The following is a 22,513-nucleotide window of genomic DNA, read 5'->3' on the forward strand; positions in this document are numbered from 1 at the left end:
CCGAAAACACGATGCCATGCTCTTTCATGGTGGCAATGCCGTAGGCGATCGCCTCATCTGACATCTCGGGATTGTCCTTCTTGATCATGTCGTTGGCGGCGGTGTTGTCGCCGTACAGATAATTGGTCCAGCCGATCGCCGATCCGTCGACAAAGCACTGCGCCACCTCGGGCCGGTTGGCGACGGTGTCGGTCAGGGTCTCGATGGTGGTCGAGTAGGCGGTATAGCCTGCATCCGCGATCAGCCAGGCGTCCGGCTTGATCCCGGTTTCCTTTTCAAAGAAGTACGGCTCCGACGACAGATAGCCCTGCATCCCCCAGGTCGTGTTGGCAATCAGCGGTGCGGCCGAGAAGGTATAGACCTCGCGCTGTTCCGGCTTGAACCCGTAGGCCTGGATCATCCAGGCCCAGAAGGTCAGCACGCCGCCATCCGAAATCAGCACCTTGTCCAGCTTGGCCAGATCGGCGAACGAGGCTGCGGCACCCGGATGCGTCACGATGACTTGCGGGTCCTTCTGGAACGACGCTGCAACCGTGATGATCGGCAGGCCTTCCTGCACCGCGGAAAAGCCGTCCAGCGTCGATCCGCCCATGTTGAAATCGATCTGGCCCGCCAGCATCAGGGCGCGGTTGTTCACCTGCGGCCCGCCCGGCAGGATCGTCACGTCCAGACCGCAGGCGGCATAGGTGCCGTCGGCCACCGCCTGATAATAGCCGCCATGCTCGGCCTGGGCGACCCAGTTGGTGCCGAAGGTGACCTTGGCGTTTTCCGCGCCGGCAGCGGTGGTCATGGCAAGTACGGCGCTCAGCGCAGTTGCGCCCAAGGCGCGGGTTTTCATAGACATCGGGCAGTCCTCCTGAAGGTGTGCGTCTTTGCGATAAGCCTAAGACAGCCTGTGCCCGAAGCGAGGGGGATTGCAGGTTCTGGCTCAGAAAAGCGGTGCAAAAGCCGGACACATGGGCGAAACCTTGCAATGGCTGCTTAAAAAATAGGCAAGTATGCCGGTGGGCGCCATCTTAGCTGCTTGTTTTGCCGGTCAAAGCGGGCAGTCTTAGCACCAGCCAAGCCGAATGGAGTGCCTGATGAAAATGCTGTCTCCCGATGCGATTGCGCCGCCGTTTGCCGCCTATGCACACGGGGTTGAGGTCCCGCCGGGGGCACGGCTGGTGGTAACGTCGGGGCAGCTGGCTTTCGCGCGCGATGGCACGGTGCCCGAGGGGGCAGAGGCGCAGGCGCGGCTGTGCTTTGCCAATTGCGCCGCGATCCTGGCCGAGGCGGGGATGGGTCCTGCGGATGTGATACGCATCAATGCCTACGTCACCGCGCGGCCCCATATGGCAGGGTACATGGCCGCCAGGGATAGCTGGCTTGCCGGTGTTGCACGGCTTCCGGCCTCAACTTTGGTGATCGTGTCAGGCTTTACGCGGGAGGAGTTTCTGGTCGAAATCGAGGTGACCGCGGCAAAGCTTTGACGGCTAATACCCCGTCATCTCCAGATAGCCGCGCCCGCTGTGGCTGCCGCCAAAGCGCACGGGTCCCTCCCAATAAGGCACCGATGTTGCCATCCAGGCTTGCGGGTTCAGGGCCTGCAATGTCACGTCCAGCCCATGTTCCGGCAGGCTTAGCCGCCATTCCACCGGCAGCGAACGCCCCGCCACAACGGCACGGCTCAACGGCTCGGCCCGCAGCGCCCCCGGGGCCAGCGGCGTGGCCTGCCCGTCCGCCGCGATCCAGGTGCCCGAGGTAAAGCCCGCCCCGCCATCACGCAGCACAAAGCCCATCAGCCGCGCGCCATCGTCAAAGGCCAGCGAGAACCAGTCCCAGCCGGTCTGATCCGGGGCCAGGGGCTGGGATGACCATTCGCGGTCCAGCCAGGCCTTGCCGGTGACCGCGACCTTGCCTTCGGGCAGGGTCAACGCACCGCTTACCTCATAGAACGGCTGCGAATAGTAGTGGCTTGCCTGCCCCTCGGCTGACTTCACCGAATAGCCCTTGTCGCCCTGCAACACCAAAGGACCCATGGCCTGCAGATCCACCGCGTAACTGAAATCTGCACCCGTTGCCGTAAGTTTCAGCGCCGAAAGCGGGTCACTGCCCGGATCGGCAAGGCTGGTCATTTGCCAATTGTCGATCCATGCCACGAAAGGTGTGCCCTGTTCTTTCAGCGACACGCCGGCCTGCCCGATGCCGCCGCGCGCCAACCGCTCGGCAACGTGGTGGGCGTCTGGGGTGGTGATCGCGGCATGACCCATCCAAAGCTGCGGGCTGGTCCAGCCCGTGCCTTCACCGGGCGCAAGTGCGGTGCGAAACAGCGTCCATTGCAGGCCGTAGTCGGTGCCATCGGGCCCAGATAGCGTGGCAGTCACGTACCACCATTCGATCCTGAAATCTGGATGCGCCGCATGGTCGGCTGGAAATTCAAGGCTATAGGCGGGGTCTGGCAAAGCAAAACCATCGGCCATACCGCCCAAGTCAGCAAAGCCCTGCGCCGTGGCCTGACCTGCAAGCAGGCATAGCAGGGCAGCTTTAACGTTCATTGGCAAAGATCCTCAACAGATCGCTGCTTGGGCGGCGCGCCAGCCGCCAAGCCGGAACAAGTGCCGCAAACGCCGAAGCCGCGAACGCCATCAGCAGCAGCTTTAGCCAATCGGCAGGGAAAAGCTGCATCGGCAAGCGCCAGCCAAACGCCTCGACATTGATCACGGCCAGAAGCACCCAAGCCAGCGCCAGACCCAAAGGCAGGGCGCCAACGGCAGTGATCGCCGCCAGCAGCAGGGTGCGGGCAAAGTCCAGCAGCGCCAGACGCCGCATGGTCAGACCCATCGCCCAAACCGGGGCAAGCTGTGGCAGGCGCAAGTTGGCAAGAGTGACAAGGCTGGCAAACATTGCCAGCGTTGCGACAGCAAGGGTCAGCACATTCAGGGCGGCTGTAACGGCAAAGGTACGCTCGAATACCCGCAGGGAAAACGCCTTGATCCCGGCCTGATCGACAACGGCGTTGTCTGGCATATCGAAGGTCGTTTTCAGCTCCTGTACCAGCGCCTCCACCCTGGCGGGCGGCAAACGCAGCGCAAATCGCAAAGGCACCGCATCCGGGAAACGGGTCGCAAAACTGGTCATGCCCACAATCGCCTGTGGTGCCGGGTTGCCGTAGTCGGAATAGATGCCGACCACGGGCAGCGGCCCGCCCGGCAGATCCACCGGATCGCCCAAGCCCAGACCGGACCGCCGGGCCAGCTGTTCGTTCACCAGCACGCCCCTGCCAGCAGCGATCTGTTGCCACACATCGTCACCCGCCTCCAGCAGCGGCCAGTTGTCGCGATAGGTGGCATGATCGACGATGCCGAACACCTCGCCGTTCTGGCCGCGCAGCGGGGTTTCGACAAAGACGATGGGCAGGATCGCGTCGACCTTCGGCTCCAGCCACCGGGTGATCTGGTCTGCCTGCGCCTTTGACGCGGTGGTCAGGTAAAGTTCAGAAGCAAGGCGTTGATCCAGCCAGCCGGTAAAGGTGGCGCGAAAGCTGCCAACCATTGTGCCGACGCCGATGTTTGCCGCCAATGCCAGCATCAGCGCCATCAGCGCAAGCGACAGGCCTGGCAGCTGTTGGTCCGTATCAGCCCAGAACCATTGCGTGACAGCACCCTTGCTGCGCCGACCCGCCAGCCAGACCAGCGTTGCCAGAACCGAAGGCAGCAATAGCGCCGATCCCATCAGCAGCCCGGCCAGCCCACCAAACCCGGCCCAAAGGCCGGCACCCATGCCAAGTACCGCGCCCGCACCGGCCAGCAGCCCAAGACCCACCGCAGTCTGCCACCGCCGGCTGGCCGCTGACGCCAAGGCCCAGGCCCGCGGTTGCGCCGGGGCTAGCACTGGCATGTGCCAGACTTGCCACAGGCTTTGCGCGGCGGCGACCAGTGTGCCCAGCATTGCAATCGCCAGCCCCGCCAGCCACCATTCGGCCCGGATCGTCAGGCTGCCCGGCACCGCCGCACCATAAAGCCCGCTCAGCGTTGCCGCCACATCCGGCAACAAGGCCGCGGCCACGCCATAGCCCAGAACCACCCCGATCGCCCCCGCAACCAGCGAAAGCACCAGCAGTTCCGCCGCCAACAACCCGATCAGCGCGCGCGCCGGAAGACCAAGCGCGCGCAAGGTTCGAAACACCGGGCGACGCTGCTCGAACGCCAGCCCGATGGCGGAATGCACGATGAAGATGCCCACCGCAAACGCCAGAAAGCCGAAGGCGGTCAGGTTCAGATGAAAACTGTCGGTCAGGCGCGCCAGGCTGGCGTCTGTCTGCGCCGGACGCAGGGCCAGACCTTCAGGCAGATCAAGCGCGGGCCTTGGGCCGGGGGCCAGGATCATCGCAGTCACCATGCCGTCCAATCCCAGAAACTGCTGCGCCAAACCGATATCAACCAGCACGGTTGACGGCGGCAGGGTTTCACTCGCATCAAGGCTGAGACCGGGCAAAAGATCCTCCCGCGTCAGACGGGCGATCGTGTCAGGATGTGCGAAGCCGTGTTTGCCAGCTATAAAGCCTGCAAGACCGGCAGAAATGGCGGTCGTTGTATCGGCAACCGCAGCCTCGCGCGGCAGGGTCAGGGGATCAATCCCCACGATGCGCAACCCGGACCCGCGCAATTGCCCCTCAACCAGTGGTGACACCAGCCAGCCATCGCGCCGCAACCGGACATAGGTTGCCTGCGCAACGGCCGCGCCAGCCTGAGCCTCGATCCGGTCCAACTGATCTTGCCCCAACAATCCGGCCGCCTGATCATACGCGGCCCGCGCTTCGGCGTTGATCGCCTGCACCCCGGACCACAACCCTGTCGCAAGCGCCAGACCGATCAGCAGCATCGCCAGCTGCACCTTATGGCGCAGCCAATGCGACAGCAGCGCTGAAAGGCCGGTCGTCATCATTGCGCGATGCGCCCGGATGACAGATGCGCCCGGCGGTCCAATCGCGCGGCCAGTCGTGGCGAATGGGTCACCAGCATCAGCGCGGCACCGGCCTGCGCCACCAGACCCAGCATCAGGTCCAGCACTGCATCGCCGGTTGCTTCATCCAGATTGCCGGTCGGCTCGTCTGCCAGAACCAGCATCGGGCGGGCCGCAAGCGTCCGTCCGATGGCCACGCGCTGCTGCTGGCCACCGGACAATTGCTCGGGATAGCGCGACAACAGCGCCCCAAGCCCCAGCGCCTCGGCCAAAGTCGCTGTCCATTCCGGATCGTGCCGACCGGCCAGCCGCGCCTGAAAGGCAAGGTTAGCGGCCACATCCAAGGACGGGATCAGGTTGAATTGTTGAAAGATCAGACCAACCTTGTCGCGCCGAACTGCCGCCAGACCGCGATCATCCATCCCGACGATATCCCTGCCATCAAGCATGATCCGGCCCGCATCTGCAGCCTCCAGCCCGGCCACCAGATGCAGAAGTGTGCTCTTCCCGCTGCCAGATTCGCCAGTCAATGCAAGGCTTTGCCCTGCGTCCAGCGACAGGCCAACCCCTTTCAGAACGGGGATCGGGCCTTCGGTCGTGGCAAAGGATTTTTCAAGATCGGTAACGACAAGAAGCATGGGCTGAACTTCATCCGGGACGGCTGCTTTTGCAATCATCTAGTGCGGCATCCGTGAAATGGAACGCCACACGCGTCTGTGCCGTTGCCACGTGGCAGTCTGCTTGACTTGCCCCGACCTCGGGCCGATTGTCCGCCACGATATCTGCAACGGGAATAGACGCTTGCGCAAAGTCTTCATCACCGGCACCGCCGGGTTTATCGGCTTTCACCTGTCGCAGCGGCTTTTGGACGCGGGCTTCGTGATACACGGCTATGACGGCATGACCGCCTATTACGACGTCGCACTAAAGCGCCGGCGGCACTCGATTCTGTTGCAGCACCCGAATTTCTCGGCGACCGAGGCGATGCTGCAGGATCTGGCAACGCTGGACGCAGTCATTGATGATTTCGCGCCAAGCATCATCATCCACCTCGCAGCACAAGCCGGGGTTCGCTACAGCCTTGAAGACCCGCGATCCTATGTCGACACCAATGTTGTCGGCACCTTCAATGTGCTGGAGGCCGCGCGCCGTCTGGGCATCAGTCACCTGTTGTTTGCCTCGACCTCTTCGGTTTACGGGGCCAACGCTTCGATACCTTTCCGGGAAACCGACAAAGCGGATGGGCCGCTCACGGTCTATGCCGCAACCAAGAAGGCGGGCGAAGCGCTCGCCCATTCCTACGCGCATCTGTGGAACCTGCCGACCACCGTGTTCCGGTTCTTTACCGTCTATGGCAAGTGGGGCCGCCCTGATCTGGCTTACTTCAAGTTCGTGCGCAACATCCTCGAGGACAAGCCGATCGATGTGTACAACCATGGCGAGATGTGGCGCGATTTCACCTCGGTTGACGACCTTGTCGAGGCCGTGCGCCTGTTGATCGACGTCGTGCCGGTTCGGCCCGAGGCTGGCGAAGCGGTGGAGCCGGGGGATTCGCTCAGCCCTGACGCGCCGTTCCGTGTGGTCAACATCGGTAACTCCGACAAGACCCATCTGATGGACTTCATCGCCACCATCGAAGACGTGCTTGGCAAGAAGGCGCACTACAACTTCATGCCGATGCAGCCCGGTGATGCGCCGGCGACTTGGGCTGACACGGCATTGCTGACGCGGCTGACCGGCTTTCAACCCAAGACATCGTTGCGTGACGGCATCGCGAAATTCGTAAGCTGGTATCGCGACTACTATGATGTATAGCCCGAAAGCACCATCTGGTGCTACGGGCTTGGCTATTCTGGCCCTAAGGGCGTGCTTCGGTTTCCCGGATGATGCGCCCCAACTGTTACCCATTTGAAAGGACACTGCGATGGACGGTTTCAGCGGAGTAAATGACATCGGGGCCGTGGTCGAAGCGGACCGTGCCCATGTCTGGCACCATCTGAGCCAGCACAAGCAGTACGAAACCGTCGACCCCCGCGTGATCGTGGAAGGCAAGGGCATGCGGGTCTGGGACGCCAAGGGCAAAGAGCATCTCGATGCCGTGTCGGGCGGGGTCTGGACGGTCAATGTCGGCTATGGCCGCGAAAGCATTGCCAATGCGGTGCGTGACCAGTTGATCAAGATGAACTATTTCGCCGGGGCTGCCGGATCGATCCCCGGCTCGATCTTTGCCAAGCGGTTGATTGAAAAGATGCCTGGCCTGTCGCGGGTCTACTATTCCAACTCCGGGTCCGAGGCCAACGAGAAGGTCTACAAGATGGTGCGCCAGATCTCGCACCGGCATCATGGCGGCAAGAAGTGGAAGATCCTGTACCGTGAGCGGGACTACCACGGCACCACCATCGCCGCCCTTGCCAGCGGCGGTCAGCAGCAACGAAACGCACAGTACGGGCCGTTCCCCGACGGCTTTGTCGAGGTGCCGCATTGCCTGGAATACCGCGCACAGTGGGACGTGGAGAATTACGGCCAGCGGGCGGCCGATGCGATCGAGGAGGTCATCCTGCGCGAAGGCCCCGACACCATCGGCTGTCTGGTGCTGGAACCGGTGACGGCCGGGGGTGGGGTGATTGTGCCGCCCGTGGGGTATTGGGAGCGGGTGCAGGAGATCTGCCGCAAGCACAACATCCTCCTCCACATCGACGAGGTGGTCTGCGGCGTGGGTCGCACCGGCCTCTGGTTCGGCTACCAGCACTACGGGGTGCAGCCCGATTTCGTGACCATGGCCAAGGGGGTGGCGTCGGGCTACGCGGCGATCTCTTGCACCGTGACGACCGAGGCGGTCTTCAACATGTTCAAGGACGACGCGTCGGACCCGATGAGCTACTTCCGCGACATCTCCACCTTCGGCGGCTGCACCGCAGGCCCGGCGGCGGCGCTGGAGAATATGCGGATCATCGAGGCGGAGGGCCTGCTGGCCAACACCGTGGCGATGGGCGACTATTGCCTCGATAAACTCTCCGCCCTGATGGACAAGCACAAGGTCATCGGTCAGGTCCGCGGCAAGGGGTTGTTCGTCGGGGCCGAACTGGTGGCGGATCGCGGCACGCGAGAGCCTGCCGACGAGAAGAAGGTCCAGGCCGTCGTCGCCGACTGCATGGCGCAAGGCGTGATCATCGGGGCCACCAACCGGAGCGTGCCGGGGTTCAACAACACGCTGTGCCTGTCGCCCGCGCTGATCGCCACGAAGGACGACATTGACGAGATCACCGGCGCGATTGATGCGGCGCTGGGAAGGGTGTTTGGGTAGGGGTTGAGCTTTTTGCGGGCGGGGAGGGTGTCCGGGGACGGGCATCCGTCGTCTGCTTATCGGTTCAGGCTATGTACTTGGATTACCACTTCCATTGGCAACTTTTGGTCGCCTCGTTCTTTTTGCGGGCTTCTGAGGCACCGACTTCTTTAATTCAGCGATCTTGTCATCTTTCTTTTTCTGGCGCGATGGCAAGACCATGCAATTGTAGATGAATTCTTCCAAAATATCCATCTGCAAGTCGACTTGATCGGCATCTGGCTGCCAGCCTCGATGTGCCGAAGCGCTGCCAGCTTCAACCAAGATTTCTAGTTTCTCCTTCTGAGAGGTTAGTATCTTTCCGGAAGCAACGAGTTCGACCAGCTTTTTCGCAAATGGAAGGCTCGGTTCAATTCCAAGAGTTTCGGACGCAACATCGAATGCAGTTCGGATGCCTATGGAGGAAAGCACAAGAAGTTCTGCATCTAGAGCTCTGTAAAGTTCGTTTAGTGCTGATGACAAGGCGATGGTATCGACTAGGTGACCCTCGATGCGGTAATGCTGAAACCAGTCTGGCCGCGTTCTTTTTGATGTCGCGGGCCAAGTTTGGATCATTTCATGGTAATCACGACAATGTTCGTTATTATAGTCATAGTAATCTGGATAACTTTCAGAGTCGGTAGCAACGGACTGCGCGAACGTATAGTCACAGCCTCTGCAAACTAGTAAGTACCAAGCCATCGACCAATCAAAATCACCGCCATTCTCGGAACCGCTTTCGCGATGTATTCCTTTGATTTCGCAGTTTCGATCTCCATTACACTTTCCACAATATGCCTTCTTAAAGTCGCCGATCTTCTCCAAATCACCCATTGAAAGACGCTCCATGCGCCGTACCACGTTGGACGGTGCTCGATAGAAGCATCCCATTGGTTCCTTCCGCAGTCAATAGCTGGGCAATTATGCGCGTGTTAGTTATGAGGCCGTTGTGTCTGTAATTCCTTGCCCGGAATCAAGGGCGAAGCCCGCCGGGCAGCGCCCGCACTCCCGGCCCTCACAAGCTTGCTCGGGCGTTCGGCGGGAAAACAGTCCACTGGACTGTTTTCTTGTCCGCCTCACCCCCCTCGGGCGGGCGCTTTGCGGCGTCACCAGCAGAACTGCCGGGGGAGGGGTTGCACCATAAAGCGCCTAGAACTGCCGTGGCTCGCCCACCCGGCGGTCAGGCGATGCCCTCGTGTTGCGATGGGAAGCGGGGTGCCGCGCCCGCGCTCCCGGCCCTCGCAGGCTTGCTCGGGTGCATCGCACGGGAAAACAGTCCACTGGACTGTTTGTCTCACCGCCTCACCCCCCTCGGGCGGGCGCTTTTGCAGCGTCACCAGCAGAAATGCCGTGGGAGGGGATGCCCCATAAAGCGCCTAGAACGGATGGTGCTCGCCCACCCGGCGGTCGCGCTGCCCTTTGTTGCGCGGGGTGCGGTGCGATGTAGCGCACCCTACGGGGCTGATCCGATTCGCCCCACATGGTTAACGCCCCGCCATCTCACCGCGCGTGGAGATGGAAGGAAGACGCAAGGAAGATGGAAAGAAGACGCCAAATCCGCCCCGAAACCGCCCCGTAAACTCAGCGTTCTCAAGGATTTGGGCAGTGGGACGAGGGTCGTTGCAGCCCCCTGCACCTTTTCTGGCATTACCCTTCCCTGACCGCCCCTCCAGCTCCTGCCCTCGACTTGACTTCTGTCCCTATCCGGCTGCCTCATCTGGACTCATCCCGCCGTCGGAGCGTGTCCATGCACATCCCGCCCGAAGCCTTCTTCCTGCCCCCCGCAACCACCGGCACCTTGCAGCAGCGCATCCGGGGGATGGTCACCCAAGGCATCCTTGCGGGGCGGTTCCGGGCGGGGCAGAAGATGCCGTCGTCGCGGGGGTTGGCGGCGCATCTGGGGATCAGCCGGATCACGGTGACACTGGCCTACGGCGATCTGGTGGCGTCGGATTATCTGACCTCACGCGGGCGGTCGGGGTATTTCGTGTCCGACAACGCGCCGCGCGCGGCGGAGTTTCCGGATGCCCCGCCGCGCCATGACGGGGTGGATTTCGCCGGGCTGACGGGGCGGCGGTTTTCATCGCTCGCGCGGGTGGAGCGGCCGCAGGACTGGGAGGCCTATCCCTATCCGTTCATCTATGGGCAGGCGGACGCGGTGCTGTTTGACCATCAGAACTGGCGGCAATGTGCGCTGCGCGCGCTGGGCCGCCGGGATTTCGCGGCGCTGACCTCGGACTATTACGAACAGGATGATCCCTTGCTAATCGAGCAGGTGTTGCGCACCATTCTGCCCCGGCGCGGGATTGCGGCGCGCGAGGACGAGGTGCTGCTGACGCTGGGCGCACAGAACGCGCTGTGGATGGCGGCGACGGTGCTGCTGGGGCCGGGCAAGCGGGCGGTGGTGGAAAATCCGGGCTATCCGGGGTGGCGAGGGATCTTGGCGACCACGGGGGCCACGGTGGTGCCAGTGGATGTGGACGATGGCGGCTTGCCCGAGCATTTGCCGGGGGCCGATGTGGTGTTCACCACCGCCAGCCACCAGTGCCCGACCAACGCGACGATGCCGGTGGAGCGGCGGGTGGCGCTGCTGGCGGCGGCGGCGCGCGAGGGGTTCGTGATTGTGGAGGATGATTACGAGTTCGAGATGAGTTTCCTCAAGCCCGTCGCCCCGGCGCTGAAATCGCTGGATCAGGGGGGGCGGGTGATCTACGCCGGGTCATTCTCCAAATCGATGTTTCCGGGGTTGCGGCTGGGCTATCTGGTGGGCCCGGCAAGTTTCATTGCCGAGGCGCGGGGGTTACGCGCGATGGTGCTGCGCCATCCGCCGGGGCATATCCAGCGCACGGTCGCGTATTTTCTGGCGCAGGGGCATTACGATGCGCTGATCAACCGGATGCGGGCTGCGTTCAAGCGGCGGCGGCAAGTGATGGCTGAGGCGATCGCGACCGAGGGGCTGGCGGTGGCGGGGCAGGGCGGGGTCGGTGGATCATCATTCTGGATGCGCGCGCCAGAGGGGGTGGATACCGAAGCGCTGGCGTTGGCGTTGCGGGCCGAAGGGGTGTTGATCGAGCCGGGGCGGGCGTTCTTCGACCCGGTGGCCGCACCGGGGAACTTTTACCGGCTGGCCTATTCGTCGATCGGCCCGCAGCGGATCCCGGAGGGGATTGCGCGGATCGGGCGGGCGCTGCGCTGATCTGGACTTAGACGGGTCTTGGGTCTGGCCCTACGGAAGCGACCCCTGCGTCGGTAAATTGCGCAGCGACAGGCCGGTTACGGCCATGAAATCCGGGAGAGATGCGATGAAGATGACCACCGAAGAAGCCTTTGTGAAAGTGCTGCAGATGCACGGGATCAGCCATGCGTTCGGGATCATCGGATCGGCGTTCATGCCGATCTCGGATCTGTTCCCGAAGGCAGGGATCACCTTCTGGGACTGCGCGCATGAAGGCTCGGGCGGGATGATGGCGGACGGGTTTACCCGCGCCAGTGGCCGGATGAGCATGATGATCGCGCAGAACGGGCCGGGGATCACCAATTTCGTGACGCCGGTGAAGACGGCCTACTGGAACCATACGCCTTTGTTGCTGGTGACGCCGCAGGCCGCGAACAAGACCATCGGCATGGGCGGGTTTCAGGAAGTGGAGCAGATGGCGCTGTTTGCTGACATGGTGGCCTATCAGGAGGAGGTGCGTGACCCGTCCCGCGTGGCCGAGGTCCTGAACCGGGTGATCCTGCAGGCCAAGCGGCATTCGGCGCCTGCCCAGATCAACATGCCGCGCGATTACTGGACGCAGGTCATCGACATCGATCTGCCTGCGGTGGTGGAGTTCGAGCGGCCGTCGGGGGGTGAGTCGGCCATTCAGGCGGCGGCGGAGTTGCTGTCGGCGGCGAAATTCCCGGTCATTCTGAACGGCGCAGGCGTGGTCATTGGCGGCGCGATCCCGGCCAGCATGGCCTTGGCCGAGCGGCTGGATGCGCCGGTTTGTGTGGGGTATCAGCACAATGACGCGTTTCCCGGCAGCCATCCGCTGTTTGCGGGGCCACTGGGATACAACGGGTCGAAGGCGGCAATGGAGTTGATTTCTCAGGCAGATGTGGTACTATGTTTGGGTACCCGCTTGAACCCGTTTTCAACTTTGCCGGGCTACGCGCTGGACTACTGGCCACGTGAGGCCAAGATCATCCAAGTCGACATCAACCCGGATCGGATCGGGCTGACCAAAAAGGTTACTGTTGGCATTGTCGGCGACTCCAGAAAGGTCGCCGAGGCGGTTTTGGCGCGTCTTGCCCCTACCGCCGGTGACCATGCGCGATCCGAACGCAAAGCCAAGATCGCACAGACGAAATCGGCATGGGCGCAGGCGCTGTCCTCGATGGACCATGAAGAGGACGATCCGGGCACAAGCTGGAACGAGCGCGCCCGCACCGCCAAGCCCGACTGGATGAGCCCGCGCATGGCCTGGCGCGCGATCCAGAGCGCGTTGCCGCGCGAGGCGATCATTTCCAGTGACATCGGCAACAACTGCGCCATCGGCAACGCCTATCCGACGTTCGAGGCCGGGCGGAAATACCTGGCACCAGGGCTGTTCGGGCCTTGCGGTTATGGCTTGCCATCCATCATCGGCGCAAAGATCGGCTGCCCGGATGTGCCGGTGGTGGGGTTCGCCGGGGACGGGGCGTTCGGGATTGCGGTGACCGAACTGACGGCGATTGGCCGGCCGGAATGGCCGGCGATCACCATGGTGGTGTTTCGCAACTATCAGTGGGGCGCGGAAAAGCGCAATTCGACGCTGTGGTATGACGACAACTTTGTCGGCACTGAATTGGACGAGGGCGTGAGTTATGCCGGCATCGCCAAGGCCTGTGGGTTGCAGGGCGTGCAGGCGCGCAAGATGGAGGAACTGCGCGAGGCGCTGACCAAGGCCATCACCGACCAGATGGAGCACGGCAAAACCACGCTGATCGAGGCGATGATCAATCAGGAACTGGGCGAACCGTTCCGCCGCGATGCGATGAAAAAGCCGGTGGAAGTGGCGGGGATTTCCAAGGAGGACATGCGGCGGCAAGCGGTGTAGGATTCGACCGCAACATGCAGGAGGCAGACATGGCAAAGGTCCTCGTTCACATCCATTCCGGCCCCGACGCAGCCGTAAAGGCGACGTTGGGCGCGTTGGTGGCCCTCACCGCCGCAAAGGCCGGGCATCAGGTGTCGGTGTTTTTTGCCGGAGACGGCGTGCATTGTCTGGCGCCCGCGCATGCCGATGTGACCGGGGCAGGGACCGGGCGGCTGGGCGACCATCTGGAGGGCTTGCGCGCGGCGGCGGTCGCGGTGTTCGCGTCGGGCATGTCGGCCAAAGCGCGGGGCTATGACGAGACGCTGGTGGCCCCGTTTGGCGGCAAGTTGGCGATGCCCGACCGGCTGTTGGAGCTGTCGCTCGAAGCGGACAGCACCTTGTGTTACTGACGAATTTCAACCTCGGGGCGCGCGACATTGCCTTTTGACCTTGGCCCCGTGGCGCTTGTCTGGATGGCGGTAGCCGTGTTCGGCGCTGCACTGGTGCGCGGTTATTCCGGCTTTGGCTATTCGGCGATGGTGATCGCGGCGTCGAGCCTTGTCACCAATCCGCTCAACTTCGTCGCCGTAGTGGTGATCCTCGAGACGGCGATGTCGTTGCAGGCGGCGAAGGGCGCGGGGCCGGATGTGGATTGGCGGCGGGTTTGGTTGTTGCTTGCGGGGGCGGCGGTGGGGTTGCCACTGGGCTTGTGGGTGCTGACCGGGGTTTCCGAAGATACGGCGCGGGCGGTGGTGTCGGGCTATGTGCTGGTGATGTGCGGGGTTTTGCTGGCAGGTTGGCGGCTGGCGTCCGAGGTGCGGGGACCGGGGAATGTGGTGGCGGGGGTCGTCTCGGGGCTGGCCAATGCGCCGGGAATGGGGGGCTTGCCGATTGCGGCGTTCTTTGCCGCCCAGCCGATGCAGGCGACGGTGTTCCGCGCCACGCTGATCGCGTATTTCCCGTTGCTCGACCTTTATTCGGCGCCTTTGTATTTCTGGGCAGGTCTGGTCAGTTGGGACACGCTCTGGGCCTCGCTGATCGCACTGCCGCTGACTTTCTTGGGCAATTGGCTGGGCGGGCGACATTTCTTTGGCACCGACCCGCAGGAATTCCGGCGCTTTGCCATTGTGCTGCTGGCAGGGTTGGCGGGGCTGGGGCTGTTGAAGGCGGCGCTGTGATGCTGCTGGTGGTGAACGCCGGGTCGTCTTCGGTAAAGCTGGCAGTGTTTGATGCCGGGTTGCGAGAGGTGGCCCGCACGGCAGTGGAAGGGGTGCACGACCATGCCAAGGCGCTGGCTGAGGGGCTGGCGCGGGCCGGGGTGGCGGTGGCCGATCTGACGGCTGCGGCGCACCGGGTGGTGCATGGCGGTGGCGCACTGCTGGCACCGTGCCGGGTGACGGACACGGTGCTGGCCGGGATCGAAGCCTGCGTGCCGCTGGCCCCGCTGCACAACCCGGCGAACCTGACGGGCATTCGCGCGGTGGCCCGGTTGCTGCCGGATCTGCCGCAATACGCCAGCTTTGACACCGCGTTTCACGCGACCAACCCGGAGGTGGCGGTGACCTATGCCCTGCCGCTGGCTGAACGGGAGCGGGGCATCCGGCGCTATGGCTTTCATGGCCTGAGCTATGCGGCCCTGGTGCGGGTGTTGGCAGCGCGGGGGCCGGTGCCGCAGCGGCTGCTGGCCTGTCATCTGGGCAACGGCGCGTCGCTGTGTGCGATCCGCGACGGGCGGTCGGTGGCCACGACCATGGGCTATTCGCCGCTGGACGGGCTGACGATGGGCACGCGGGCGGGGGCGATCGATGGCAATGCGGTGCTGCGGCTGGCGGAGCTGCATGGCGTGGCGGGGGCAGCGCAGATCCTGAACCGGGACAGCGGGCTTGTGGCGCTGGGCGGCAGCAATGACATGCGAAGGCTTGTGCCGGCGGGGCTGGCGGTGGCGCATTTCATCTATTGGGCAGTGCGGCATGCGGGGTCTATGGTGGCAGCGATGGGTGGGCTTGATGCTGTTGTCTTTACCGGGGGGATTGGGGAAAATGACCACAGGGTGCGGGCCGGGATGATTGCAGGCCTTGAGTATCTGGGCGCGGTGCTCGACCCGGTTGCCAATGCTGAGAATGCAGGGGTGCTGCACGATCCGGCATCTTCTGTCGCGATCTGGACAGTACCAGCACAAGAAGAGCGCCAGATTGCCCTGGAGGCAACGGTCGTCATGGCCGGGGAGGGGCGATGAACCAGCCAAGGCTTGATCTGTCGCCGCCGGTGTCCGACGAGGTGCGCAAGACCACATGCTACATGTGCGCCTGCCGTTGCGGGATCAACGTGCATCTTAAGTCGGGGAAGGTTTCCTACATCGAGGGCAACCGGGATCATCCGGTGAACAAGGGCGTGCTCTGTGCCAAGGGCGCGGCGGGGATCATGCAGATCACCGCGCCAAGCCGGTTGCGCGCGCCCTTGCGGCGGGTGGGGCCGCGCGGGTCGGGGGCGTTCGAGGAGATTTCCTGGGACGAGGCGCTGGCTTTGGCCGTGTCATGGATGAAGCCGCTGCGCGAGACTGCGCCGGAGAAGCTCGCCTTCTTCACCGGGCGCGACCAGAGCCAAAGCCTGACCGGCTGGTGGGCGCAGGCGTTCGGGACGCCGAACTATGCGGCGCATGGCGGGTTTTGTTCGGTCAACATGGCGGCGGCGGGGATTTACACCATCGGCGGCGCGTTCTGGGAATTTGGCCAGCCGGATTGGGACCATACCAAGCTGTTCGTCATGTTCGGCGTGGCCGAGGATCATGACAGCAACCCGATCAAGATCGGCCTTGGCCGGTTGAAGGAACGGGGCGCGCGGGTGATCTCGGTCAACCCGATCCGCACCGGGTATTCGGCGGTGGCGGATGACTGGATCGGGATCACGCCGGGGACCGATGGGTTGCTGATCCTCAGCCTGATCCATTGCCTGTTGGAGGCGGGGAAGGTCGATCTGCGCTACCTGGCGCAATTCACCAATGCGGGGCTGTTGGTGAACGAGGCCGGGGGGCCGGAGAAGGGCCTTTTCGCGCGCAACGCCGAAAGCCAGCCCTTTGTGATCGACAAAACTACCAAGCACCCGGCGGCCTGGGACGGCAAGGCGGTGGAGCCCGATCTGGGGGCGGTCTGGCAGGGCAACCGGACGGTGTTTCAGCACATGGCCGAGATGTATCTCTCGCCCGACTATGCGCCGGAGGCGGTGGCGGCGCGCTGCGGGGTCGGCGCGCTGCGCATCCGGCAGTTGGCGGCGGAACTGGCCTCGGTGGCGTTTGATCAGGCGATCGTGCTGGATCAGCCCTGGACAGATTTCCGTGGGAACGCACATCCGAACATGCCGGGGCGGCCGGTCAGTTTCCACGCGATGCGGGGGATTTCGGCGCATTCCAACGGCTTTCAGACGGCGCGGGCGTTGCACCTTTTGCAGATCGTGCTGGGCACTGTCGAGGTGCCGGGGGGATATCGCTTCAAGCCGCCTTACCCCAAACCGGTGGAGGCGCATCCGACGCCGAACTTTGTGACCACGCCCGGCAAACCCCTGTCCGGCCCACATCTGGGCTATGTGCGCGGGCCGGAGAATCTGTGCCTGTTGCCCGACGGATCGCCGGCGCGGATCGACAAGGGGTTCTCCTGGGAAAACCCGATGTCGGCGCATGGGATGATGCATATGGTCATCCCGAATGCCCATGCGGGCGACCCTTACCGCATCGACACGCTGTTCCTTTACATGGCGAACATGTCGTGGAATTCGTCGATGAACACCGCGTCGGTGATGGAGATGCTGACAGCCAAGGACGGCGACGACTATGTCATCCCGCGCATCATCTATTCGGATGCCTATGCGTCCGAGATGGTGGCCTATGCCGATCTGATCCTGCCCGACACTACCTATCTGGAGCGGCATGACTGCATCAGCCTGCTCGACCGCCCGATCTCTGAGCCGGATGCGGCGGGCGACAGCATCCGCTGGCCGGTGATCGAGCCCGACCGGGATGTGCGGGGCTTCCAGTCGGTGCTTCTGGACCTTGGGGCAAGGCTCGGCCTGCCCGGGATGGTGAACGAGGATGGGTCGGCGAAGTTCAAGGACTACGCCGACTACATCGCCAACCACCAGCGCCGCCCCGGCGTGGGGCCGCTGATCGGGTTTCGCGGCAATGGCGAGGATGTCGGTCGCGGCGCACCGAACCCCGCACAGATAGAGCGCTACATCGAAAACGGCGGCTTCTTTCAGGCGCATGTGCCGGACGAGGCGCGCTACTACAAACCTTGGAACGCGGGTTATCAGGATTGGGCTGTTGCCACGAGCTTCTACGAGGCACCGCAGCCGTATCTGTTCAACATCTGGTCGGAACCGATGCGCAAGTTCCAGCTGGCCGCCGAAGGCCACGGGCCGATCCAGCCGCCCGACCATCTGCGGGCGCGGCTGCGCCAGGCGATGAACCCGCTGCCGGTCTGGTATCCGCCGTTTGGTGATGATGAGGCGGCGGGCTGGGGCTATCCGCTGCATGCGCTGACACAGCGACCGATGGACATGTATCATTCCTGGGGGTCACAGAATGCGTGGCTGCGCCAGATCCGGGGCAAGAATTTCCTCTATCTGCCGACCAAGGTCTGGCAGGCGGAAGGGTTTCAGGCGGGGGATTACGCGCGGCTGATTTCGCCCAATGGCGGCATCACGGTGCCGGTGGCGCATATGGCGGCGCTGAACGAAAACACGGTCTGGACCTGGAATGCCATCGGCAAGCGCAAGGGGGCCTGGGCTTTGGACGATGCCGCGCCCGAGGCGACGGAGGGGTTCTTGCTCAACCATCTGATTTCGGAACTGCTGCCCGCCAAGGGTGACGGGCACCGCTATTCCAATTCTGATCCGGTGACGGGACAGGCGGCTTGGTTCGACCTGCGCGTGCGGATCGAGCGGGTAGGGCCGCGGGATCATTCTGACCCCGCGTTCCCGCCGATCCCGCGTGTGGTGCCAAAGGGAGAACGGCGATGACACTGTTGCCAACCACGACCGAAAAAAAGCTGGGTCTGGTGATTGACCTTGATACATGCGTGGGCTGTCATGCCTGCGTGACGGCCTGCAAGGGCTGGAACGATCAGGGCTATGGGGTGCCGTTGTCAGACCAGAACCCATACGGGGCGGACCCTTCGGGGACCTTCCTCAACCGGGTTCACAGCTATCAGGTGCAACCGGCTGACAGCGCGTCCCAAATCGTGAACTTTCCACGATCCTGCCTGCATTGCGATGACGCGCCTTGTGTGACCGTTTGCCCGACCGGGGCCAGCTACAAGCGGGCCGAGGATGGCATCGTGCTGGTCAACGAAGATGCCTGCATCGGCTGCGGTCTGTGCGCCTGGGCCTGCCCTTACGGTGCACGCGAGATGGATGCCGATGCCGGGGTGATGAAGAAATGCACGCTGTGCGTCGACCGTATCTACAACGAAAACCTGCCCGAGGAAGACCGTGAGCCTGCCTGCGTGCGCACCTGCCCAACCGGCGCGCGGCATTTCGGTGATCTGGGCGACCCTGCCAGTGCGGTCAGCCAGTTGGTGGCCAACCGGGGTGGCTATGACCTGATGCCGGAGATGGGGACGAGGCCCACCAACAAATACTTGCCCCCGCGCAAGAAGGATCGCCCGGATCAGGCGAGCCTGCTGGCACCGCTGTTGGACATCAAGGCCACCGGGTTTGCCGGGTGGCTGGACAAGATGCTAGGGAAGATCTGAATGCATCCCGCTCCTTCGGTGATTGTGTTTTCGGTGCTGTCGGGGATGGGCTTTGGCTATCTGGCTTTCCTTGGGATCGGGGTGGTGCAGCCCGTTGGCTGGGCCGCGTTCTTTCTGTGGGGATTGGGCTACGCCTTGGCGGTTGTGGGTCTGATGGCGGCGACGTTCCACCTTGGCAATCCGCAACGGGCGCTGAAGGCGTTCAGCCAGTGGCGGTCCAGCTGGCTAAGCCGGGAGGCGTGGGTGTCGGTGGCGGCACTGATCACGCTGGCGCCGGTGGCGCTGTCAGATTGGCTGGGATTGGGGTGGCCGCGGGGGCTGGGCATCGTGGGGGCAGTGCTGGCGCTGGGGACGGTGTTCACCACGTCGATGATCTACACCCAGATCAAGGCGGTGCCGCGCTGGCATCACTGGATCACGCCGGTGATGTTTCTGGCCTTCGCGCTGACCGGGGGCGCGATCATGGCCGGGCAGGTTTGGGCGGCGGCATTGGCGGCGGGCCTGGGTGCGGTGCTGCTGGCCGTCTGGCAGATCGGCGACGGTCAGTTTGCCCGCGCTGGGGTGACGCTGGGGTCGGCGACCGGGCTACAGCGGATCGGCGAGGCCTCGGTGTTCGAACTACCGCACACGGGCGGGAATTACCTGCTGCGCGAGATGATTTTCCTGGTCGGCCGCAAGCATGGGCTGAAGCTGCGGGGAATTGCGCTGATCTTTGGGGCGGTGTTGCCGGCAGTGCTGGTTCTTGTGGTTCCGGGGGCATGGGGGATCGCGCTGGCGGCGGTTGCACACCTGATCGGCGCATTTGCCGCGCGCTGGCTGTTCTTTGCCGAGGCCGAGCATGTGGTGGGCCTTTACTACGGGATGCGATGATGAAGCTGACCGCGTTCAAGGCCTATGACGTGCGGGGCCGGCTTGGGACCGAGTTGAACGAAGACATCGCGCGCCGGATTGCGTGGGCCTTTGCCGAGGTGACCGGCGCCGCGCGGGTGGTGCTGGGGCGCGATTGCCGGGAAAGCTCGATCCGGCTGGCGGGGGCGGTGACCGAGGGGTTGCTGGCGGTGGGGGTGGAGGTTCTGGACCTTGGTCTGGCCGGGACCGAAGAGATGTATTTTGCCACCAGTCACTTGGGCGCGGATGGCGGGATCATAGTGACCGCCTCACACAATCCGATGGATTACAATGGGTTGAAGATGGTGGGTGCAGGCGCGCGCCCGCTGTCAGACACGGCATTTGCAGCGATTCGCACCATGGCCGAGGAGGAGCGACCGTTGCCGCAGCGCGACGGCGGGCATGTTGTGGCGGTGTCCGAGGTGCGGGCGGCCTATGTGGCGCGAGTACTGGGGTTTGTCGATGTGGCGGCGCTGCGCCCGTTGACGGTGCTGGTGAACGCGGGCAACGGGGCGGCGGGGCCAACCTTTGATGCGCTGGCTGCGGGGCTGGCAGCCACGGGCGCGCCGCTGCGGTTTCTCCGGATGTTCCATGACCCCGATGGCAGCTTTCCAAACGGTATTCCGAACCCTTTGCTGGCGGAAAACCAGCCCGTGACGGCGGCGGCAGTGGTGGCCGCTGGGGCCGATCTGGGGGTGGCGTTTGACGGCGACTTTGACCGCTGCTTTCTGTTTGACGGCAATGGCGGCTTTGTGGCGGGCGAGTATGTGGTGGGTCTTTTGGCCGAGGCGTTTCTGGCGAAAGAGCCGGGGGCGAGCATCATCCACGATCTGCGCGTGGTGTGGAACACCCGCGATCTGGTGGCGCGGGCGGGGGGCCGGGCGTTCATGGCGCGCACCGGGCATGTCTACCTGAAGCAGAAGATGCGGGAAACCGGTGCGGTTTACGGTGGAGAGATGTCGGCGCATCACTATTTCCGCGATTTCATGGCCTGCGACAGCGGCATGATCCCGTGGTTGCTGGTGGCCGAACTGATGGGCCGCAGCGGGCGGTCCTTGGCCGATCTTCTGGCCGAGCGGCGGGCGGCGTTTCCGTCTTCGGGCGAGATCAATTTTCGGGTGGCGGATGTGCCAGCTGCGGTTGCGCGGGTCGAAGCGGCAATGGCGCCCAAGGCCGTGACGCGCGATGACACGGATGGGCTGAGCCTGGAGTTCGCCGATTGGCGGTTGAACCTGCGGGCTTCCAATACCGAGCCGTTGCTACGCCTGAACATCGAGGCGCGCGGTGATGAAAGTCTGGTCGCGGCGGGGTTGGCGACGGTGCGCAGCCTGATTGGCGGGTAGGGCTATCGTCACACGGCTCGTCGCCCGCTGGCGGCAAGCTGACGGGACAGAGGTGCGCGCTGGATAGCCCGAAATGATGCCTTTGGCAGATAACGCATGGCCGTCTGGCGAGACTGCGGCAGTGACGTCGCCCTGCGCCATGGTTTCAAAAGCGCCTGCATTTAGGGCGCTTTGCCTAAAGATAAATCGGCGATCTGTTCAGCCAAGACCCGCGGCATGTGGCGGTACCGGCTGGCATTGTCACTGCCAGCCCCCCTCGTGACAGTTGGGTTCGGGGGGCGAAGATGACCGTACAAACCACGATACCGTTGATGCAGCGCACCACGGGCGAGGCGCTGGTCGAGATCGGCTGTCGTGGCGGGCGCGCGGCTTTGCGGCGGTTGCGGCAGGCGGGGTCGGCAAAGGCGATCTTGCCGCATGTGGGCGCGATGCCCGAGGTGGTGTTTCTCAACACCTCCGGTGGGCTGACGGCGGGTGATACCTTGCGCTACGGCTTGCGGATTGATGCGGGCGTGCGGGCGGCGGGGACCACGCAAACAGCCGAGCGCGCCTACCGGGCTGATGGGGTGCCGGCGATTGTTGGGGTCACGCTGTCGGTGGGCGAGGGCGGCTGGCTGGACTGGTTGCCGCAGGAGACCATTCTGTTCGACGGCTGCAAGTTGCACCGCAAGACCACGATCACGCTGGCCGAAGGGGCAGGGTGTCTGGCGCTGGAGGCGGTGGTGCTGGGCCGTGCCGCGATGGGCGAAACGGTGCGGCGGGTGCAGTTCCGTGACCAGCGCGAGATCTGGCGCGGGACGGTGCCGCTGGCGGTGGAGCCGGTGCTGTTGGACGATGACGCGCTGCGGGCGGGGCCTGCGGGTCTTGGTGGCGCGCGGGCCTTTGCGTCGATCATGATGGTTGGGGCGCTGGCGGGCGACGGGCTTGATGCGGTGCGTATGGTGTTGGATGAACCGGGGGTGGAGGCCGCAGCGTCGGCATTCGACGGCAAGCTGGTGGTGCGGATGCTGGCGGCGGATGGCTGGCCCTTGCGGCGCCAGATCGTGCGGGCGCTGGCGGTGATGCGGGCCGGGCAACCGTTGCCGCTCGTCTGGCAGATGTAGGGAGCGGACATGAATCTGACACCACGCGAAAAGGACAAGCTGCTGGTCAGCCTTGCAGCCATGGTGGCGCGCGGGCGGCTGGCACGTGGGGTCAAACTGAACCACCCCGAAG

19 protein-coding genes are annotated in these 22,513 nt (G+C 63.9%); 14 read left to right on the forward strand and 5 right to left on the reverse strand.

What is annotated here, in order from left to right:
* Positions 1 to 844, reverse strand: an 844-nt coding sequence (locus tag RMO18_RS07215; protein WP_309664866.1) for an ABC transporter substrate-binding protein, incomplete at its 3' end; no start/stop codon positions are given.
* A 238-nt stretch (positions 845 to 1,082) separates the two neighbouring features.
* Here RMO18_RS07215 and RMO18_RS07220 point away from each other — a divergent pair.
* On the forward strand, positions 1,083 to 1,472 hold the full coding sequence (locus tag RMO18_RS07220; RefSeq protein ID WP_309664868.1) for a RidA family protein: 390 nt from the start codon (positions 1,083 to 1,085) through the stop codon (positions 1,470 to 1,472).
* A gap of 3 nt (positions 1,473 to 1,475) precedes the next feature.
* On the opposite strand, the gene RMO18_RS07225 is transcribed toward RMO18_RS07220, so the two are convergent.
* From RMO18_RS07225 to RMO18_RS07235, 3 genes are read right to left on the reverse strand one after another with little or no spacing between them, the layout of a single operon-like run.
* Positions 1,476 to 2,537, reverse strand: a complete 1,062-nt coding sequence (locus RMO18_RS07225; protein WP_309664870.1) for a lipocalin-like domain-containing protein — start codon at positions 2,535 to 2,537, stop codon at positions 1,476 to 1,478.
* Positions 2,527 to 4,923 carry an FtsX-like permease family protein gene (locus tag RMO18_RS07230; RefSeq protein WP_309664887.1) on the reverse strand — a complete coding sequence of 799 codons (2,397 nt, stop codon included), beginning with the start codon at positions 4,921 to 4,923 and terminating at the stop codon, positions 2,527 to 2,529. The genes RMO18_RS07225 and RMO18_RS07230 overlap by 11 nt, the downstream gene beginning before the upstream one ends.
* A complete protein-coding gene (locus tag RMO18_RS07235) occupies positions 4,923 to 5,582 on the reverse strand; it encodes an ABC transporter ATP-binding protein (protein ID WP_309664871.1) in 660 nt (219 codons plus the stop codon). Before RMO18_RS07235 ends, RMO18_RS07230 begins: the two co-directional genes overlap by 1 nt.
* A gap of 163 nt (positions 5,583 to 5,745) precedes the next feature.
* On the opposite strand from RMO18_RS07235, the gene RMO18_RS07240 reads away from it, so the two are divergent.
* Together RMO18_RS07240 and tpa are read left to right on the forward strand one after the other, a co-directional pair.
* Positions 5,746 to 6,759, forward strand: coding sequence for an NAD-dependent epimerase/dehydratase family protein (locus tag RMO18_RS07240; protein ID WP_309664872.1), 1,014 nt, complete (start codon positions 5,746 to 5,748; stop codon positions 6,757 to 6,759).
* A 109-nt stretch (positions 6,760 to 6,868) separates the two neighbouring features.
* Positions 6,869 to 8,248: a hypotaurine--pyruvate aminotransferase Tpa gene (gene tpa, locus RMO18_RS07245; RefSeq protein WP_309664873.1), complete on the forward strand. Its 1,380-nt coding sequence runs from the start codon at positions 6,869 to 6,871 to the stop codon at positions 8,246 to 8,248.
* Between the two features lie 69 nt (positions 8,249 to 8,317).
* Here tpa and RMO18_RS07250 read toward each other — a convergent pair whose 3' ends face one another.
* Complete coding sequence (locus RMO18_RS07250; protein WP_309664875.1) at positions 8,318 to 9,100, reverse strand: DUF4145 domain-containing protein; 783 nt, start codon at positions 9,098 to 9,100, stop codon at positions 8,318 to 8,320.
* A 913-nt stretch (positions 9,101 to 10,013) separates the two neighbouring features.
* Here RMO18_RS07250 and RMO18_RS07255 point away from each other — a divergent pair.
* The 11 genes from RMO18_RS07255 to RMO18_RS07305 all read left to right on the forward strand — a co-directional run.
* Positions 10,014 to 11,462 carry a PLP-dependent aminotransferase family protein gene (locus tag RMO18_RS07255; RefSeq protein WP_309664876.1) on the forward strand — a complete coding sequence of 483 codons (1,449 nt, stop codon included), beginning with the start codon at positions 10,014 to 10,016 and terminating at the stop codon, positions 11,460 to 11,462.
* Positions 11,463 to 11,568: 106 nt separating this feature from the next.
* Positions 11,569 to 13,344 carry a sulfoacetaldehyde acetyltransferase gene (gene xsc / locus RMO18_RS07260; RefSeq protein WP_309664877.1) on the forward strand — a complete coding sequence of 592 codons (1,776 nt, stop codon included), beginning with the start codon at positions 11,569 to 11,571 and terminating at the stop codon, positions 13,342 to 13,344.
* 29 nt (positions 13,345 to 13,373) lie between these two features.
* Positions 13,374 to 13,733: a DsrE family protein gene (locus tag RMO18_RS07265; protein WP_309664878.1), complete on the forward strand. Its 360-nt coding sequence runs from the start codon at positions 13,374 to 13,376 to the stop codon at positions 13,731 to 13,733.
* 63 nt (positions 13,734 to 13,796) lie between these two features.
* On the forward strand, positions 13,797 to 14,501 hold the full coding sequence (locus RMO18_RS07270; protein WP_309664879.1) for a sulfite exporter TauE/SafE family protein: 705 nt from the start codon (positions 13,797 to 13,799) through the stop codon (positions 14,499 to 14,501).
* Positions 14,501 to 15,559: an acetate kinase gene (locus RMO18_RS07275; protein ID WP_309664880.1), complete on the forward strand. Its 1,059-nt coding sequence runs from the start codon at positions 14,501 to 14,503 to the stop codon at positions 15,557 to 15,559. The genes RMO18_RS07270 and RMO18_RS07275 overlap by 1 nt, the downstream gene beginning before the upstream one ends.
* Positions 15,556 to 18,333, forward strand: coding sequence for a molybdopterin oxidoreductase family protein (locus tag RMO18_RS07280; protein ID WP_309664882.1), 2,778 nt, complete (start codon positions 15,556 to 15,558; stop codon positions 18,331 to 18,333). The genes RMO18_RS07275 and RMO18_RS07280 overlap by 4 nt, the downstream gene beginning before the upstream one ends.
* On the forward strand, positions 18,330 to 19,067 hold the full coding sequence (locus RMO18_RS07285) for a 4Fe-4S dicluster domain-containing protein (protein WP_309664883.1): 738 nt from the start codon (positions 18,330 to 18,332) through the stop codon (positions 19,065 to 19,067). The genes RMO18_RS07280 and RMO18_RS07285 overlap by 4 nt, the downstream gene beginning before the upstream one ends.
* Positions 19,068 to 19,937: a DmsC/YnfH family molybdoenzyme membrane anchor subunit gene (locus RMO18_RS07290; RefSeq protein ID WP_309664884.1), complete on the forward strand. Its 870-nt coding sequence runs from the start codon at positions 19,068 to 19,070 to the stop codon at positions 19,935 to 19,937.
* Entirely contained in the window at positions 19,934 to 21,298 is a 1,365-nt protein-coding gene (locus RMO18_RS07295) for a phosphomannomutase (RefSeq protein ID WP_309664885.1), read from the forward strand. The genes RMO18_RS07290 and RMO18_RS07295 overlap by 4 nt, the downstream gene beginning before the upstream one ends.
* 284 nt (positions 21,299 to 21,582) lie before the next feature.
* Positions 21,583 to 22,401 (forward strand): urease accessory protein UreD, encoded by an 819-nt coding sequence (locus RMO18_RS07300; protein WP_309664886.1) that lies wholly within the window; start codon positions 21,583 to 21,585, stop codon positions 22,399 to 22,401.
* A 9-nt stretch (positions 22,402 to 22,410) separates the two neighbouring features.
* Positions 22,411 to 22,513 (forward strand): urease subunit gamma (locus tag RMO18_RS07305; RefSeq protein ID WP_309664888.1); only part of this gene is annotated, 103 nt, incomplete at its 3' end.

The organism is Tabrizicola sp., assembly GCF_031377265.1.
In the GTDB taxonomy this organism is placed as follows: Bacteria; Pseudomonadota; Alphaproteobacteria; order Rhodobacterales; family Rhodobacteraceae; genus JAUYQR01.